The sequence below is a fragment of the Aeromicrobium sp. PFPM2_SD2 genome, from assembly GCF_057364525.1.
In genome coordinates this window covers 1-15,152 of sequence record NZ_JBNFNZ010000019.1, presented here as the reverse complement: position 1 = coordinate 15,152, position 15,152 = coordinate 1, and the positions used below count along the sequence as shown (strand labels likewise).

The window sequence follows — 15,152 nt, the reverse complement described above, 5'->3', positions numbered from 1 at the left end:
CTCGGCGGGCAGGCCCACCGGGGCGACCTGCTGGCGGCGCTGCCCGCGTCGGTGCACGGCCAGGTGGACGTGCTGGCCGTCAACGCGCCCTACGTGCCCACCGAAGCGGTCGCCCTCATGCCGCCCGAGGCCCGCGAGCACGAGCCGTTGGTCGCCCTGGACGGCGGCACCGACGGCCTGGAGGTGCACCGGCGGGTCGCCGCGGAGGGTCCGGCCTGGCTCTCCCCCACCGGTTTCGTGCTCGTCGAGACGAGCGTCGCGCAGGCGGAGGGCACCGCCGCCTGCTCGCCGCGGCCGGCTCGAGCCGAGGTCGTGCGCGACGACGAGCGCGACGCCACCGTGGTGGTCGCCTCCCGCCCCGGGCGGTGAGTGGTCCACCACCGTGACCCGTCCGGTGGTGGACGGCTCACCGCCCCGACGGGGGCGTGGTGGATGGCTCACCGCTCGACGGTGGCGATTTCCTTTCGGGCGGCGGCGTAGGCGGCGTGGACGGCGACGGCGCGCTCGAGCTCGTCGGAGACGGACGAGAAGAACTGCTCGCGGTACGTCGCGTCCGTCACCGCGTAGACCGTGAAGTACAGCCCGGCGAACGCGGCCAGGAAGACCGCCACCTGGAACAGCTCGTTGCTCACCGGAACCCGCGAGCCGAGCGACGGCAGGTCGGTGACGGCCGCACCGGTCCAGGCCTCGACGGTGCCGTCCGGGATGGCCAGCAGCCCGAACGCGACGAAGAACGCGAGCAGCAGCAGGGCCAGCAGCAGCACCTGCACCGCCTGGTTGAACAGCAGCACCATGACCAGGTTGACCCGCGCGAACCGCGGCAGCGGCACCGACGGAGTCGCGGACGACGCGAGCGCCTCGGCCGGGGTGCCGGCGCAGCGTCCGACGACCTGCTCCCCCGACGCCTCGTGCTCGACCTGCCGGACCTCCTCGGGGAGCCGCACCAGCAGGAACAGCACCGCGACCACGGCGAACCCGACGACGGCGAGCCACAGCCGCCCGCGCGGCATCAGCGCGGCGACCTGCCAGACCTCGGCGTTGACGAACAGGAACGTCACGGCGAGCAGCAGCAGTGGCAACGCACGGGTCAGCAGCGGCACCATGAGCCCGAGCGAGCCGAACGTCCGCCGCACCGCCCAGCGCACCATCGTGGTCATGCGCAGCAGCCCGCCGGCGTAGCCGCCGACGAGCACGAGGAAGAGCAGGACGCCGCCGGTCGTGCCCCACTGCGTGCCGGCGTAGTGGCCGAGCGTCCAGCCGGCCGCCGCCGACACGGCGAGCACGAGCAGGAGCGAGGCGACGATGCGCCGGCTCGACAGCCAGGCCTCGACGCGGTCGGCATGACCGCCGACGAAGTACGGCAGTCCCTGCTCCTCGAACCACCGCTCGACCGCCCGGACGTCGGCCGCCGTCGCCATCAGCCGACGGGCGTGCGCGCCGGGACGCCGAGGTTCACCGGCAGCGCGTCCACGCCGTACACGAACGACATCTGGCGGAAGCCGAGCTCGGACTCCGGCACGGCGAGGCCCAGCTCGGGGAAGCGGCGCAGCAGCTTCGGGAACAGGATGCGCAGCTCCATGCGGGCCAGCTCGGCCCCGATGCACCGGTGCAGGCCGTGGCCGAACGCCAGGTGGCCGGTGGTCGGGACGCGGAACGGGTCGAACGCGTCCGGCTCGGGGCCGGCCGACGCCGGGTCGCGGTTGGCGCCGCTCAGCGAGGCGATGACGACGTCGCCGGCCTTGATCCGCTGCCCGAACAGGTCCATGTCCTGCTTGGCGAAGCGCGGGAAGGCGACCTGGACGACGGACAGGTAGCGCAGCAGCTCCTCGACGACGCGGTCGACGTCCTCGCGGCTGCCGTCGCGCACGAGCTCGGCGTACGCCGGGTCGCGCAGCAGCACCAGCGTGCCGAGGCTGATCATGCCCGCGGTGGTCTCGAAGCCGCCCGTGAAGATGCCGTCGGCCAGTCCGGCCAGGTCGGCGTCGGAGATGGCGTCGCCCTCGCGCTCGATGATCTGGCCGATCAGGCCCGGGCCGGGCTCGAGGCGCTGCTTGGCCACGGCCTCGAACAGGAACTCGCGCTGGGCCGAGACGGCTCCGAACGCCGCGGCGGCGCCGCCGGTCGCGTCGAACCGGGTCGTGGCCAGCTTCATGAAGACGTCGCGGTCCTCGTAGTCCAGGCCGAGCAGGTCGCAGACCGTCTGGAACGGCACGGGGAAGGCCACCTGCGACGCCAGGTCGGCGCCGGGACCGGCGCCCTCCAGCGCGTCCAGGGCGTCGTCGACGATGCGCTCGATCATCGGCTCCAGGCGGGCCAGGCGGCGCATCGTGAACTCGGGGGTGACCAGCTTGCGCAACCGCGTGTGCAGCGGCGGGTCGGTGAACCCCAGGCCACCGATGTCGTCCTTGGTGGCCGGGCCGTCGCCGAGCAGCAGGTGGCGGATGTCGTTGCTGTAGCTCGTGGTGTCGGTGAGCACCGCGCGGGCCTGCTCGTGGCCGGTGACCAGGTACAGCGTGAAGTCGAAGGGCATCTCCAGCACCTTCAGCGGGCCCTCGTCGCGCCACTGGGCGATCTGCGGCTTGGGGTCGGTGCCGTCGCGCTCGAGCGGGATGCGGGTCTGCTCGGGGATCACCGTGATGCGCGAGAGGTCGATCCCCTTGCGCTGGATCCGCCGCACGACCAGCCGTGCGGCGAGCCGCTTGATCCAGGACGTCTCGGTGCTCACGGGCTGAAACTACTACGCGCTGTTGCGCCACAGGGGGAAGCGCACGACTCTGGACGCACCTTTCAGGCCGACGAGCGGAGGCGGTCCCCATGACGGTCCACGACGAGGCGCGGCCGGACGGCCGCCAGGACGAGCTGCGGCGGGTGATGGGGCCGGGCCTCCTGCTCCTGTTCATCGTCGGCGACATCCTCGGCACCGGCGTCTACGCCCTCACCGGCCAGGTGGCCGCCGAGGTCGGCGGCGCCGCCTGGCTGCCGTTCCTGGTCGCCTTCGCGGTTGCCCTGCTCACGGCGTTCTCCTACCTGGAGCTGGTGACCAAGTACCCGCAGGCCGCCGGGGCCGCGCTGTACGTGCACAAGGCGTTCGGCATCCACCTGGTGACGTTCATGATCGCCTTCGCGGTCATGTCGTCCGGCATCACGTCGGCCTCCACCGCGGCCCGCGCGTTCGCCTCCAACCTGGCCACCGGCGTCGGCTGGGAGGCCGGTGACGGCGGCATCTCGCTCGTCGCGCTCGGGTTCATGGCGCTGGTCGCGGCGGTCAACCTGCGCGGCGTCAGCGAGAGCGTGAAGGCGAACGTCGTGCTCACCCTGGTCGAGCTGTCCGGCCTCGCGCTGGTCATCGTCGTCGGCCTGTGGGTGATCGCCGGCGGCGACGCCGACTGGGGCCGCGTGGTGGCCTTCGACACCCCCGAGGACAAGAACGTCTTCCTGGCCGTGACGACCGCGACGTCGCTGGCCTTCTTCGCGATGGTCGGCTTCGAGGACTCGGTCAACATGGCCGAGGAGTGCAAGGAGCCGCACCGCATCTTCCCGCGGATGATGCTCACCGGCCTGGGCCTGGCCGGCCTCATCTACGTGCTCGTGGCCATCTGTGCGGTCGCGATCGTGCCGGTCGGCGAGCTGGCCGACACCGACACCCCGCTCGTGCTGGTCGTCGAGCGCGGAGCGCCGGACTTCCCGGTCGACGACGTGCTGCCGTTCATCTCGATGTTCGCCGTCGCCAACTCCGCGCTCATCAACATGATGATGGCGAGCCGGCTGCTCTACGGCATGGCGCGCCAGGACGTGCTGCCGCGCGGCCTGGCCCGGGTCAGCCGCCGCCGCACCCCGTACGCGGCGATCCTGTTCACCACGGCGCTGTCGTTCGCGCTCATCGCCTACGTCTCGTACGCCAGCGAGGACGCCGTCGCGGTGCTGGGCGGCACCACGTCGTTGCTCCTGCTGGCCGTGTTCGCCGTGGTCAACGTCGCCGTGCTCGTGCTGCGCCGCGACCGCGTGGACCGCGACCACTTCCGGACGCGGACGCCGGTCGCGCTGCTCGGCGCGGTCAGCTGCCTGTACCTGGTGACGCCGCTGTCGGGCCGCGACGGGCAGCAGTACGAGGTCGCCGGCCTCCTGCTGCTCGTGGGCCTCGTCCTGTCGGTGCCGGTGTACCTGCACCGCAAGCGCCAGGGCGAGCGCATGGAGCTGCGCGACCCCGAGGACATCCCGCCGCACGAGATCGGCTGAGGACGCCCGTCGGCCCCGGTCCCTGCGTGGGACCGGGCGACGGGCGTGCGGGTCAGGACTGCGCGCGGTCCTGCTTGCGCGTCTTCATGAGGCTCAGCACCGCCGTGACCACGAGGGTCACGATGATGACGCCGAGGCTCAGCAGCGTCGGGATCTCCGGCACCTTCACGTGCTCGCCGCCGTTGATGAACGGCAGCTCGTTCTCGTGCAGCGCGTGCAGGACGAGCTTCACGCCGATGAACGCGAGGATGAACGCCAGGCCGTACGACAGGTAGACCAGGCGGTTCACCAGGTCGCCGAGCAGGAAGTACAGCTGGCGCAGACCCATGAGGGCGAACACGTTGGCCGTGAAGACCAGGTACGGCTCCTGGGTGAGGCCGTAGATGGCCGGGATCGAGTCGAGCGCGAACAGCAGGTCGGTCGTGCCCAGGGAGATGATCACCAGCAGCATCGGCGTGTACAGGCGCTTGCCGTTCTCGCGGACGCTGAGCTTGAGGCCCTCCCAGCGGTCGGTCATCGGCAGCCGCTTGCGGGCGAGCCTGACGATCGCGTTGTCGCCGTCGGTCTCGTCGTCGTGGTTGCCGATCAGCTTGTAGGCGGTGAACACCAGGAACGCGCCGAAGATGTAGAACACCCACGAGAAGTTGTTGATGGCGGCGGCGCCGAGCGCGATGAAGATGCCGCGGAAGATCAGGGCCAGGATGATGCCCACCATCAGCGCTTCCTGCTGGTACTTCCGCGGCACCGAGAAGCTGGCCATGATGATGATGAAGATGAACAGGTTGTCGACCGACAGGCTGTACTCGGTCAACCAGCCGGCGAAGAACTGCACGCCGTAGTCGTGCCCGTGGTAGGTCCACGTCCAGATGCCGAAGGCGATCGCCAGCCCCACGTACACCGACAGCGCCGTGGCGCACTCCTTGAGCGTCGGCTCGTGCGGGTTGCGCGCGATCACCACGACGTCGAACAACAGCACAGCGACGGTCACCGCGATGGTGATCGTCCATTCCAGAGTGGAAACGTCCACTGATCCTCCGGTCGTCTACAGGCGTCCGGAGGTCTCTTCCGCCACCGCGCACGGCGACCCGCAGCACCGGGGAGCACTGGACGGCTCCCGTGATGACGACACTGCGGCGAAGGAATACTCCCCTCCGCAGGACATTCTGTCAGGCGCGCCCACGTCGCACGCGACGGGACGCGCCCGGCTGCGTCACACCCCGGCGTCGATCATGCCGCGGAGCTCCTTCTTGAGCTCGTGGATCTCGTCGCGCAGCCGAGCAGCCACCTCGAACTGCAGGTCGGCGGCGGCGGCGTGCATCTGGTCACTGAGCGACTCGATGAGCTGGGCCAGCTCGCCGGCCGCCGGTCGCCAGCGACTTCGTGTGCTGGCCGAGCGGCACCGGAGCGCCCTTGCGCCGCTTGTCGCCGGTGGCGGCGAGCAGCGCCGAGGTGTCGGCGTCCTCGCGGGCGAGCATGTCGGTGATGTCGCCGATCTTCTTGCGCAGCGGCTGCGGGTCGACGCCGTGCTCGCGGTTGTACGCCTGCTGCTTCTCGCGGCGACGGTTGGTCTCCTCGATCGCGTCGGCCATCGACGGGGTGATCGTGTCGGCGTACATGATGACCTGGCCCGACACGTTGCGCGCCGCGCGGCCGATCGTCTGGATGAGCGACCGGTTCGAGCGCAGGAAGCCCTCCTTGTCGGCGTCCAGGATCGCCACCAGGCTCACCTCGGGCAGGTCGAGGCCCTCGCGCAGCAGGTTGATGCCGACCAGGACGTCGTACTCGCCCATGCGCAGCTCGCGCAGCAGCTCGACCCGGCGGAGCGTGTCGACCTCGCTGTGCAGGTAGCGGGTGCGCAGGCCGGCCTCGAGCAGGTAGTCGGTGAGGTCCTCGGACATCTTCTTGGTCAGCGTCGTGACCAGGACCCGCTCGTCCTTCTCCACGCGCATCCGGATCTCGCTGATCAGGTCGTCGATCTGGCCCTTCGTGGGCTTGACCACGACCTCCGGGTCGACCAGGCCGGTCGGGCGGATGATCTGCTCGACGACGTCGCCGCCGGACTTCTCCATCTCGTAGTTGCCCGGGGTGGCCGAGAGGTAGACGGTCTGGCCGATGCGCTCGAGGAACTCGCCCCACTTGAGCGGGCGGTTGTCCATCGCGCTGGGCAGGCGGAAGCCGTGCTCGACGAGGGTGCGCTTGCGGGACATGTCGCCCTCGTACATGGCGCCGATCTGCGGGATCGTCACGTGCGACTCATCGACGACCAGGACGAAGTCCTCGGGGAAGTAGTCGAGCAGGCAGTTGGGGGCCGAGCCGGGCGCCCGGCCGTCCATGTGCCGCGAGTAGTTCTCGATGCCCGAGCAGGTGCCGATCTGCTGCATCATCTCCAGGTCGTAGGTGGTGCGCATGCGCAGCCGCTGGGCCTCCAGCAGCTTGCCGTCGCGCTCGAGCTCGGCGAGCCGGTCGGCCAGCTCCAGCTCGATGCCCTTCATCGCGCGCTCCATGATGTCGCTGCCCACGGCGTAGTGCGTGGCGGCGCCGACGTAGAGCTCCTGGTCGTCGCTGAGCACCTCGCCGGTGAGCGGGTGCAGCGTCATGAGCCGCTCGATCTCGTCGCCGAAGAACTCGATGCGGACGGCCATCTCCTGGTACACCGGGAAGATCTCGACCGTGTCGCCGCGCACGCGGAACGTGCCGCGCGTGGCGGTGACGTCGTTGCGGACGTACTGCGCCTCGACCAGCGTGCGCAGCAGCTCCTCGCGCGGGTACTCCTCGCCGACCTTGAAGCCGAGCATGCGGTTCGTGTACTCCTCGGCCGAGCCGAGGCCGTAGATGCACGAGACGGTCGCCACGACGATGACGTCGCGGCGGGTCAGCAGCGACCAGGTGGCCGAGTGGCGCAGCCGCTCGACCTCCTCGTTGATCGAGGAGTCCTTCTCGATGTAGGTGTCGGTCTGCGGGACGTACGCCTCGGGCTGGTAGTAGTCGTAGTACGAGACGAAGTACTCGACCGCGTTGTCGGGGAACAGCTCGCGCAGCTCGTTGGCGAACTGCGCCGCCAGCGTCTTGTTCGGCTGCAGGACGAGCACGGGCCGCTGCAGCCGCTCGGTCATCCACGCGACGGTGGCGGTCTTGCCGGTGCCGGTGGCACCCATGAGGACGACGTCCTGCTGGCCGCTCTTGATCCGCTCCTCCAGCGCGGCGATGGCCGCGGGCTGGTCACCGCCGGGCTGGAAGTCGGAGACGACCTTGAAGGGAGCGACCTGGCGCTTGAGCTGGGAACGAGGCCTCATGCCTGTGAGCCTACGGTCCCCCTCCGACAGCCACCCGTCGTCGGGCCCGCGACCGCCGCCCTCAGGCCTCCAGGATGGCCACGACGCCCTGGCCGCCGGCCGCGCAGATGGAGATCAGGCCGCGGCCCGAGCCCTTCTCGTGCAGCAGCTTGGCCAGGTTGGCGACGATGCGTCCGCCGGTCGCGGCGAACGGGTGACCCGCGGCCAGCGACGAGCCCTTCACGTTGAGCTTCGTGCGGTCGATCGAGCCCAGCGGCGCGTCCAGGCCGAGGCGCTCCTTGCAGAAGATCGGGTCCTCCCACGCCTTGAGCGTCGTCAGCACCTGGGAGGCGAAGGCCTCGTGGATCTCGTAGAAGTCGAAGTCCTGCAGGGTCAGGCCCTGGCGCTCGAGCATCCGCGGGACGGCGTAGGCCGGCGCCATGAGCAGGCCCTCCTGGCCGCCGACGTAGTCGACCGCGGCCGTCTCGTAGTCGACCAGGTAGGCCAGCGGGGTCCAGCCCTGGCGCTCGGCCTCCTCGTCGCTGGCCAGCAGCACCACGGACGCGCCGTCGGTGAGCGGCGTGGAGTTGGCCGCCGTCATTGTCGCCGCCTCGCCCTTGCCGAAGACCGGCTTGAGCTTCGCGAGCTTCTCGACCGAGGAGTCCGGGCGCAGGTTGTTGTCGCGCTCCAGACCCAGGAACGGCGTGACCAGGTCATCCTGCCAGCCCTCCTCGTAGGAGCGGGCGAGGTGGTGGTGCGACGCCACGGCGAGCTCGTCCTGCTCCTCGCGGCCGATCTGCCACTCGACGGTGGTGAGCGCCTGGCTCTCCCCCATCGACAGGCCGGTGCGGGGCTCGGAGTTCTGCGGGATGGACGGCGCGAGGTCCTGCGGGCGGATCTTCACCAGGGCCGCGAGCCGGCCCTTGAGGTCCTTGGCCCGGTTGGCGGCCAGCAGGTGCTTGCGCAGCCGCTCCCCCACGGCCAGGGGCGCGTCCGACGTCGTGTCGGTGCCGCCGGCGATGCCGGACTCGATCTTGCCCAGCGCGATCTTGTCGGCGACGTCGATGATCGCGCGGATGCCGGTGTCGCAGGCCTGCTGGACGTCGTGCGCCGGCGTCTGCGCCGACAGCACCGAGCCGAGCACCGACTCGCGGGCCAGGTTGAAGTCGCGCGAGTGCTTGAGCACCGCACCGGCCACCACCTGGCCGACGCGCTGGCCCTCCAGGCCGTAGCGGCGGGCGAGGCCGTCGATCGCCGCGGTGAGCATGTCCTGGTTGGACGCCTCGGTGTAGGCGGTGTTCGAACGGGCGAACGGGATGCGGTTGCCGCCGACGACGGCGACGCGGCGCACCGAGGGCGCCAGCGCGGGCGCGGTGGAGGACTGCGGGGCGTTCTGGGCGGCCATCTCATCTCCTGGTCGAGGCTCGGGTCGTGCGGTCCGGCCGGCGGCGGCACACTCGCGTGTGGACGGCACCGTGGCACGAGGCTATCGTTGCCGACCAGATCCAGATACCGATGGTATGCGAGATGAGGGAACCCGTCGAATGAGCGACCGTTACCAGGCCCTGGCCCACTCCCCGATCGGCAAGCTGCTGGTCAAGAACCTCGGCCTGCCGAACCCGCCGTACCTCGATCGCTGGAGCCCCGGCGACCCGACGGTGAAGGGCACCGTGCTGGCCGGCGCCGCGCCCGGCAGCGTCCTGGGCGACCGGGTGGGCGGCGTGCTGACCGCCCTGGGCGTCACCGCCACCGGCTCGTTCGTCGAGGGCGAGCGCTACAAGGCGCTGGTGTTCGACGCGACCGGCATCGAGACGCCCGACGGCCTGGTCGAGCTGCAGCGCTTCTTCACCCCGGTCCTGCGCAGCCTCGAGGGCAGTGCGCACGTGGTCGTCCTGGGCCGGCTGCCCGAGCACGCCGCCACGACCGGCGCCGCGATCGCCCAGCGGGGCCTGGAGGGTTTCACGCGCTCCCTGGGCAAGGAGATCGGCAACGGCGGCACGGTCAACCTCGTCCTGGTGGGCGACGGCACCGAGGACGCGCTCGGCTCGACCCTCGGCTTCCTGCTCTCGCCGCGCTCGGCCTTCGTCTCCGGCCAGGTCGTCCGGCTCGGCACCACGTCCCTCACCTCGCCCGACGACGTCGCCGACCCCAAGCGTCCGCTCGCGGGCAAGGTCGCGCTGGTCACCGGCGCGTCCCGCGGCCTCGGCGCCGCGATGGCCCGCACGCTGCACCGCGACGGCGCCACCGTCGTCGGCCTGGACGTCCCGGCCATGGCCGACGACCTCAAGCGCCTCGCCGACGAGATTGAGGGCGGCTGGCTCACCCTCGACATCACCGTGCCCGACGCCCCGCAGCGCATCGCGGCCCACCTGGCCGAGCACCACGGCGGCGTCGACGTCGTCGTGCACAACGCCGGCATCACGCGCGACAAGCGGCTGCGGAACATGAAGCCGGAGAACTTCTCCCTCGTGGTCGACATCAGCGTGGGCGCACCGCTGCGCATCACCGAGGAGCTCGTCGCGCAGGGCCTGATCCGTCCCGGCGGACGGGTGCTCGGGGTGTCCTCCATCGCCGGCATCGCCGGCAACTCCGGGCAGACCAACTACGGCGCGGCGAAGGCCGGCGTCATCGGGCTGGTCCAGGACCTGGCGCCGCGGCTCGCCGCGCAGGGCGTCACCGTCAACGCCGTCGCCCCGGGCTTCATCGAGACCGACATGGTCAAGACGATGCCGCTGGGCATCCGCGAGGCCGGACGCCGGCTGAGCTCGATGTCGCAGGGCGGTCAGCCGATCGACGTGGCCGAGACCGTCGCCTGGATCGCCCACCCCGGCTCCTCGGCCGTCTCGGGCAACGTCGTGCGCGTGTGCGGCCAGAGCCTGCTGGGCGCCTGAGCATGGCCCGCCGCCTGTACGAGAAGGCGCCCGCCGTCCTGCCGCTGTACGGCAAGGCGCTGCTGCCCGCGCTGCCCGGCATCGGCGCGCTCCCGGGCGTCCGTCACGCGTCCGACGCGGTGCCGGACCTGGTGCTGGAGCGCAAGAACGTCTCGGCCGACCCGGCGCACCTGCGCGCGTACCGAGAGGTCTGCGGGTTCGGCCTGCGCGACACCCTGCCGGTCACCTACCCGCACCTGCACGCGTTCGCGCTGCACATGGCGCTCATGACCGACACGCGCTTCCCGTTCCCGCCCATGGGCCTGGTGCACCTGCGCAACACGATCGTCCAGCACCGGCCGGTCGGCGTCACCGAGCCGCTGTCGGTGGCCGTGCACGCGGCCGACCTGCGGCCCCACCCGAAGGGTCGGCTCGTCGACGTCGTCTCGGTCGCCCGCACGCGCGGCGAGACCGTGTGGGAGGAGACGACCACGCTGTTCGCCCGCGGGAGCGGTCGCGGTCCCGAGGAGGCGGCTCCGCTGGAGGGCGTCGAGCCGCCGCCCGGCGCCGTGCGGTGGCGCCTGCCCGGCGACCTCGGACGTCGCTACGCCGCGGTCTCCGGCGACCGGAACCCCATCCACCTGTACCCGCTGACCGCCAAGGCGTTCGGGTTCCCGCGCAACATCGCGCACGGCATGTGGACCAAGGCCCGCTGCCTGGCCGCCCTCGAGAACCGGCTGCCCGACGCGTTCCGGGTCGACGTCGAGTTCCGCAAGCCCGTGCTGCTGCCCACCACCGTCGTCCTGGGGTCGCGGACGTCCGACGACCGGACGATCGACTTCGGCGTCCGCGGGGAGCGCAAGCCGGTGACGCACCTGGTCGGTCGCGTCACACCGCTCTGAGCCGTCCGAGGGACGAGCTCCGGGCGCGGGGCAGACCTCAGGAGCGGCGCTGGATGGGGCGGATGAGCCCCTCCTGCGCCGCCGTGGCGATCAGCCGGCCCTTCTGGTCGAAGATGCGGGCGGTCGACAGGCCGCGGGCCCCGGACGCCGAGGGCGAGTGCTGGTCGTACAGCAGCCACTCGTCGGCCCGGAAGCGGCGGTGGAACCACAGCGTGTGGTCCAGCGACGCCGGCATGATGCTCGGGTCGCCGATGACCTTGCCGTGCGGCACGAGCGAGGCGCCGAGCAGCGTGAGGTCGCTCATGTAGGTCAGCGCGTTGACGTGCAGCCGCGGGTCGTCGGACGGCAGCGGCGAGGCGGTGCGGAACCAGAACCGCTGGACGCCCGGCTCGCGCTCGCGCATCGGGTCGTCGGCCGGCGGTCGTCGCCGACGTAGCGCAGGTCGATCGCGCCCCACTGCTGCGTCCACTGCTCGGCGCGCTCGGGGTCGAGCATCCGCACGATGTCGGCCAGCGGCGTGGCGTCGTCCGGCGCGGTGACCGGCGGCATGGCGTCGTGGTGGTCCAGGCCCGGCTCGTCCTTCTGGAACGAGGCGGTCGTGTAGAAGATGATCTCGCTGTGCTGGCGGGCGGCGACCCGCCGCGTGCGGAACGTGCGGCCGTCGCGGACGTTCTCGACGTCGTAGACGACCGGCACCGTCGCGTCGCCGGCCAGGATGAAGTAGGCGTGGAAGGAGTGCACGAGGCTGTCCTCGGGCACCGTCAGCTGCGCGGCGGCCATCGCCTGGGCGGCGACGTGCCCGCCGTACACCCGGTCGGGCCGAGCGGGGTTCGCCGGCGGGAAGCCGCGGAACAGGCCGACCTCGAGCGGCTCGAGGTCGAGCAGGCGCAGCAGGTCGTCGACGCCGGAGCTCACTCCTGGTCCTCCTTGCGGATCTTGGCCAGGAACTGCTCGAACTGGTCGGCGAGCTCCTCACCGGTGGGCAGCTCCTCGTCGTGCGCCAGGAGCGAGTCGGCCGCGCCGCGGGTGAACGCGTCGTACTGCTGCTCCAGGCCGTGCAGCAGCGCGCCGCCGTCCTGCTCGTCGATCTGCTTCTGGATCTCGACGAGGGTCTCGGACTGCTGACGGCGCAGGTCGTCGAGGTCGACGACCAGGCCGGTGCGGGCCTCGAGCGCGTCCAGCAGCGCGATCGCCGCGGTCGGGTACTCGATCTGGGCCAGGTAGTGCGGCACGTGCACGACGTAGCCGGCGGCGTCCAGGCCGCGCTCGCCGAAGCGGAGCTCCAGCAGCGAGGCGGCCGACGACGGCACCGACACGGTGCCCTGCCACAGGTTGCGCCGGTCGACCAGGGACGGCTTGGTGCCGTGCGAGGTCAGCACGAGCGGACGGGTGTGCGGGACGCCCATCGGCACGGCGCCCAGGCCCAGCGTCAGCGAGACGCCCTGGTCCTCGACGACCTCGGCCAGCTCGGCGACGAACGCCTCCCAGCGGAAGTCCGGCTCGGGACCGGCGAGCAGCAGGTAGGGGTGGCCGTTGCTGTCGTGCTCGCGGACGACGTCCAGGCGCGGCTCGTCGTAGTCGGCGTAGTGGTCGGCCTTGAAGGCCATCAGCGGACGCCGCGCGCGGTAGTCGTAGAACTCGTCGACGTCGAAGCTGTGCAGGACCTCGCCCTGGCCGGACGTCAGAGCCTGCGCGGCCAGCCGGCCGGCGGAGCCGGCGCCCAGGAAGCCGTCGAGGGCGTGGACGAGGACGGGACGCTCGTTGGCGGGACGCTCGGGGCGTCGCTTCTCACGGAACCACTTCATCGTCAATGCCTCAGGACCCGGAGGTATTCCGCGCCTCGAGCCGGCGCAGCGTGTCGGCGGCGACCGCCTCGGGCGTCAGGCCCAGGCGGCCCAGGACGACGTCGCGCTTGGCGTGGTCGAGGAACTCCTGCGCGACGGCGTGCACGGCGACCGGTGTGGCGATGCCGGCGTCCTGCAGGGCGGCGGTGACCGAGGCCCCGACGCCGCCGACGCGGCCGTTGTCCTCGAACGTGACGACGAGCTCGTGGTCGGCGGCCAGGTCCAGGAGCGACGCGTCGACCGGCTTGACCCAGCGCGGGTCGACGACGGTGACCCGCACCCCCTGCTCGCGCAGCAGCGCCGCCGCCTTCTCGCCCGCGTGCGCGAACGAGCCCACGGCGACCAGCAGCACCTGCGCGTCGTCGTCGCGGCTGAGCACGTCGGTGCGGCCGATCCGGTCGATCGCCGGGAGGTCGTCGGGCACGGCGCCCTTGGCGAAGCGGACGATCGTCGGGGCGTCCTCGACGGACACCGCCTCGCGCAGCAGCTCGCGCAGCGCGCGCCGTCGCGGGGCGCGGCCATCTGCAGGCCGGGGACGAGCTGGAACAGCGACATGTCCCACATGCCGTTGTGGCTGGCCCCGTCGTCGCCGGTGACGCCGGCGCGGTCGAGGACGAAGGTGACGCCGCAGCGGTGCAGGGCGACGTCGAGCAGCACCTGGTCGAAGGCGCGGTTGAGGAACGTCGCGTACACCGCCACGACGGGGTGCAGGCCGGCCATGGCCATGCCCGCCGCGCTGGTGACGGCGTGCTGCTCGGCGATGCCGACGTCGAAGACCCGGTCGGGGAACTTGTCGGCGAACGCGTCCAGCCCCACCGGGTAGAGCATCGCGGCGGTGATGCCGACGACGTCGTCGCGCTCGTCGGCGATGCGGACGACCTCGTCGCGGAAGACCGACGTCCAGCCGACCGGGGCCACGGTGGTGGCGTCGCCGGTGAGCCGGTCGAACGGACCCGACTGGTGCATCTGGTCGTTCTCGTTGGCCACGGCGATGTCGTAGCCCTGGCCCTTGGTCGTGATGACGTGGACGAGCACCGGGCCGCCGAAGTTGCGGGCCAGCGTCAGCGCCTGCTCGACGGCGACGCGGTCGTGGCCGTCGACCGGGCCGAGGTACTTGATGCCGAGGTCCTCGAACAGGCCCTGCGGCGCGAAGGCGTCCTTGACGCCCTTCTTCATGGCGTGCAGCGCCTCGTAGGCGGCGCTGCCCACGGTGCCGCGGTTGAGCCGCTCCTTGATGACGCGCAGCGTCGGCTCGTAGCGCGGGTTCGTGCGGATCTGGGCCAGCTTGTTGGCCAGGCCGCCGACGGTCGGGGTGTAGGAGCGGCCGTTGTCGTTGACGACGACCACGAGCCGGCGGGTCTGGTCGGCGGCGATGTTGTTGAGCGCCTCCCAGGCCATGCCGCCGGTGAGCGCGCCGTCGCCGATGACCGCCACGACGTGGTCGTCGCAGCCGCGCAGCTGGTTGGCGCGGGCCATGCCGTCGGCGTAGCTGAGGCTGGTGGACGCGTGGGAGTTCTCGACCCAGTCGTGCTCGGACTCGGCCTGCGACGGGTAGCCCGACAGGCCGTCCTGCTGGCGCAGCCGGTCGAACGCGGCGGCGCGGCCGGTGAGCATCTTGTGGACGTAGGACTGGTGGCCGGTGTCCCAGACGATGCGGTCGCGCGGGGAGTCGAAGACCCGGTGCATGGCGATGGTCAGCTCGACGACGCCCAGGTTGGGGCCCAGGTGCCCGCCGCTCTTGGCGACCGCCACCAGCAGGCGCTCGCGCACCTCGGCGGCCAGCTCGGTCAGCTCGGCGTCGGTCAGTGCGGCGAGGTCGGCCGGGCCGGTCACGCGGTCCAGGACGCTCATCCGATCTCCTTCTCCCACGGTGCCCGACGACATTGGTCCAGTCTACTGACGGCCGGTCGGACCGCCCGGGCGCCTCACGTGCGGTAGCGCCCGCGCAGGTGCACCAGCGGCTCCCCCGCGCCGACGTGGACGTGCTCGACGGTGCCCTCCACGAGCAGCGCCCAGCCCGCGTGCCGG

12 protein-coding genes and 2 pseudogenes are annotated in these 15,152 nt (G+C 71.6%); 4 read left to right on the top strand and 10 right to left on the bottom strand.

What is annotated here, in order from left to right; genetic code table 11:
* Positions 1-369, top strand: a 369-nt coding sequence (locus AC2W7G_RS02530; RefSeq protein WP_485867053.1) for a class I SAM-dependent methyltransferase, incomplete at its 5' end; no start/stop codon positions are given.
* Positions 370-437: 68 nt separating this feature from the next.
* On the opposite strand, the gene AC2W7G_RS02525 is transcribed toward AC2W7G_RS02530, so the two are convergent.
* Positions 438-1,418 carry a hypothetical protein gene (locus tag AC2W7G_RS02525; RefSeq protein WP_485867052.1) on the bottom strand — a complete coding sequence of 327 codons (981 nt, stop codon included), beginning with the start codon at positions 1,416-1,418 and terminating at the stop codon, positions 438-440.
* Positions 1,418-2,725: a cytochrome P450 gene (locus AC2W7G_RS02520; protein WP_485867051.1), complete on the bottom strand. Its 1,308-nt coding sequence runs from the start codon at positions 2,723-2,725 to the stop codon at positions 1,418-1,420. Before AC2W7G_RS02520 ends, AC2W7G_RS02525 begins: the two co-directional genes overlap by 1 nt.
* 89 nt (positions 2,726-2,814) lie before the next feature.
* On the opposite strand from AC2W7G_RS02520, the gene AC2W7G_RS02515 reads away from it, so the two are divergent.
* The gene (locus AC2W7G_RS02515) at positions 2,815-4,236 is read left to right on the top strand and encodes an APC family permease (protein ID WP_485867050.1); all 1,422 of its coding nucleotides are present in this window, start codon (positions 2,815-2,817) and stop codon (positions 4,234-4,236) included.
* A gap of 52 nt (positions 4,237-4,288) precedes the next feature.
* On the opposite strand, the gene AC2W7G_RS02510 is transcribed toward AC2W7G_RS02515, so the two are convergent.
* The 3 genes and pseudogenes from AC2W7G_RS02510 to AC2W7G_RS02500 all read right to left on the bottom strand — a co-directional run bounded on the left by AC2W7G_RS02510 (position 4,289) and on the right by AC2W7G_RS02500 (position 8,913).
* Positions 4,289-5,263, bottom strand: a complete 975-nt coding sequence (locus tag AC2W7G_RS02510) for a TerC family protein (protein ID WP_485867049.1) — start codon at positions 5,261-5,263, stop codon at positions 4,289-4,291.
* Between the two features lie 183 nt (positions 5,264-5,446).
* Positions 5,447-7,529: pseudogene (gene uvrB, locus AC2W7G_RS02505) on the bottom strand (excinuclease ABC subunit UvrB).
* 61 nt (positions 7,530-7,590) lie between these two features.
* A complete protein-coding gene (locus tag AC2W7G_RS02500) occupies positions 7,591-8,913 on the bottom strand; it encodes an acetyl-CoA C-acetyltransferase (RefSeq protein ID WP_485867048.1) in 1,323 nt (440 codons plus the stop codon).
* Between the two features lie 139 nt (positions 8,914-9,052).
* Here AC2W7G_RS02500 and AC2W7G_RS02495 point away from each other — a divergent pair, with 139 nt between their 5' ends.
* Both AC2W7G_RS02495 and AC2W7G_RS02490 read left to right on the top strand, forming a co-directional pair.
* Positions 9,053-10,399, top strand: coding sequence for a 3-oxoacyl-ACP reductase (locus tag AC2W7G_RS02495; protein ID WP_485867047.1), 1,347 nt, complete (start codon positions 9,053-9,055; stop codon positions 10,397-10,399).
* A 2-nt stretch (positions 10,400-10,401) separates the two neighbouring features.
* Positions 10,402-11,280: a MaoC/PaaZ C-terminal domain-containing protein gene (locus AC2W7G_RS02490; protein WP_485867046.1), complete on the top strand. Its 879-nt coding sequence runs from the start codon at positions 10,402-10,404 to the stop codon at positions 11,278-11,280.
* A gap of 37 nt (positions 11,281-11,317) precedes the next feature.
* Here AC2W7G_RS02490 and AC2W7G_RS02485 read toward each other — a convergent pair whose 3' ends face one another.
* The 5 genes and pseudogenes from AC2W7G_RS02485 to dxs form a co-directional block, all read right to left on the bottom strand.
* Complete coding sequence (locus tag AC2W7G_RS02485; RefSeq protein ID WP_485867045.1) at positions 11,318-11,683, bottom strand: hypothetical protein; 366 nt, start codon at positions 11,681-11,683, stop codon at positions 11,318-11,320.
* A complete protein-coding gene (locus AC2W7G_RS02480; protein ID WP_485867044.1) occupies positions 11,590-12,195 on the bottom strand; it encodes an acyl-CoA thioesterase in 606 nt (201 codons plus the stop codon). The genes AC2W7G_RS02485 and AC2W7G_RS02480 overlap by 94 nt, the downstream gene beginning before the upstream one ends.
* Positions 12,192-13,085 carry a proteasome assembly chaperone family protein gene (locus AC2W7G_RS02475; RefSeq protein WP_485867043.1) on the bottom strand — a complete coding sequence of 298 codons (894 nt, stop codon included), beginning with the start codon at positions 13,083-13,085 and terminating at the stop codon, positions 12,192-12,194. The genes AC2W7G_RS02480 and AC2W7G_RS02475 overlap by 4 nt, the downstream gene beginning before the upstream one ends.
* A 10-nt stretch (positions 13,086-13,095) precedes the next feature.
* The gene (locus AC2W7G_RS02470) at positions 13,096-13,461 is read right to left on the bottom strand and encodes a transketolase C-terminal domain-containing protein (protein ID WP_485867042.1); all 366 of its coding nucleotides are present in this window, start codon (positions 13,459-13,461) and stop codon (positions 13,096-13,098) included.
* Between the two features lie 197 nt (positions 13,462-13,658).
* Positions 13,659-14,975 (bottom strand): annotated as a pseudogene (dxs, locus tag AC2W7G_RS02465) (1-deoxy-D-xylulose-5-phosphate synthase); the annotation flags it as partial.
* Positions 14,976-15,152: the final 177 nt, after the last annotated feature.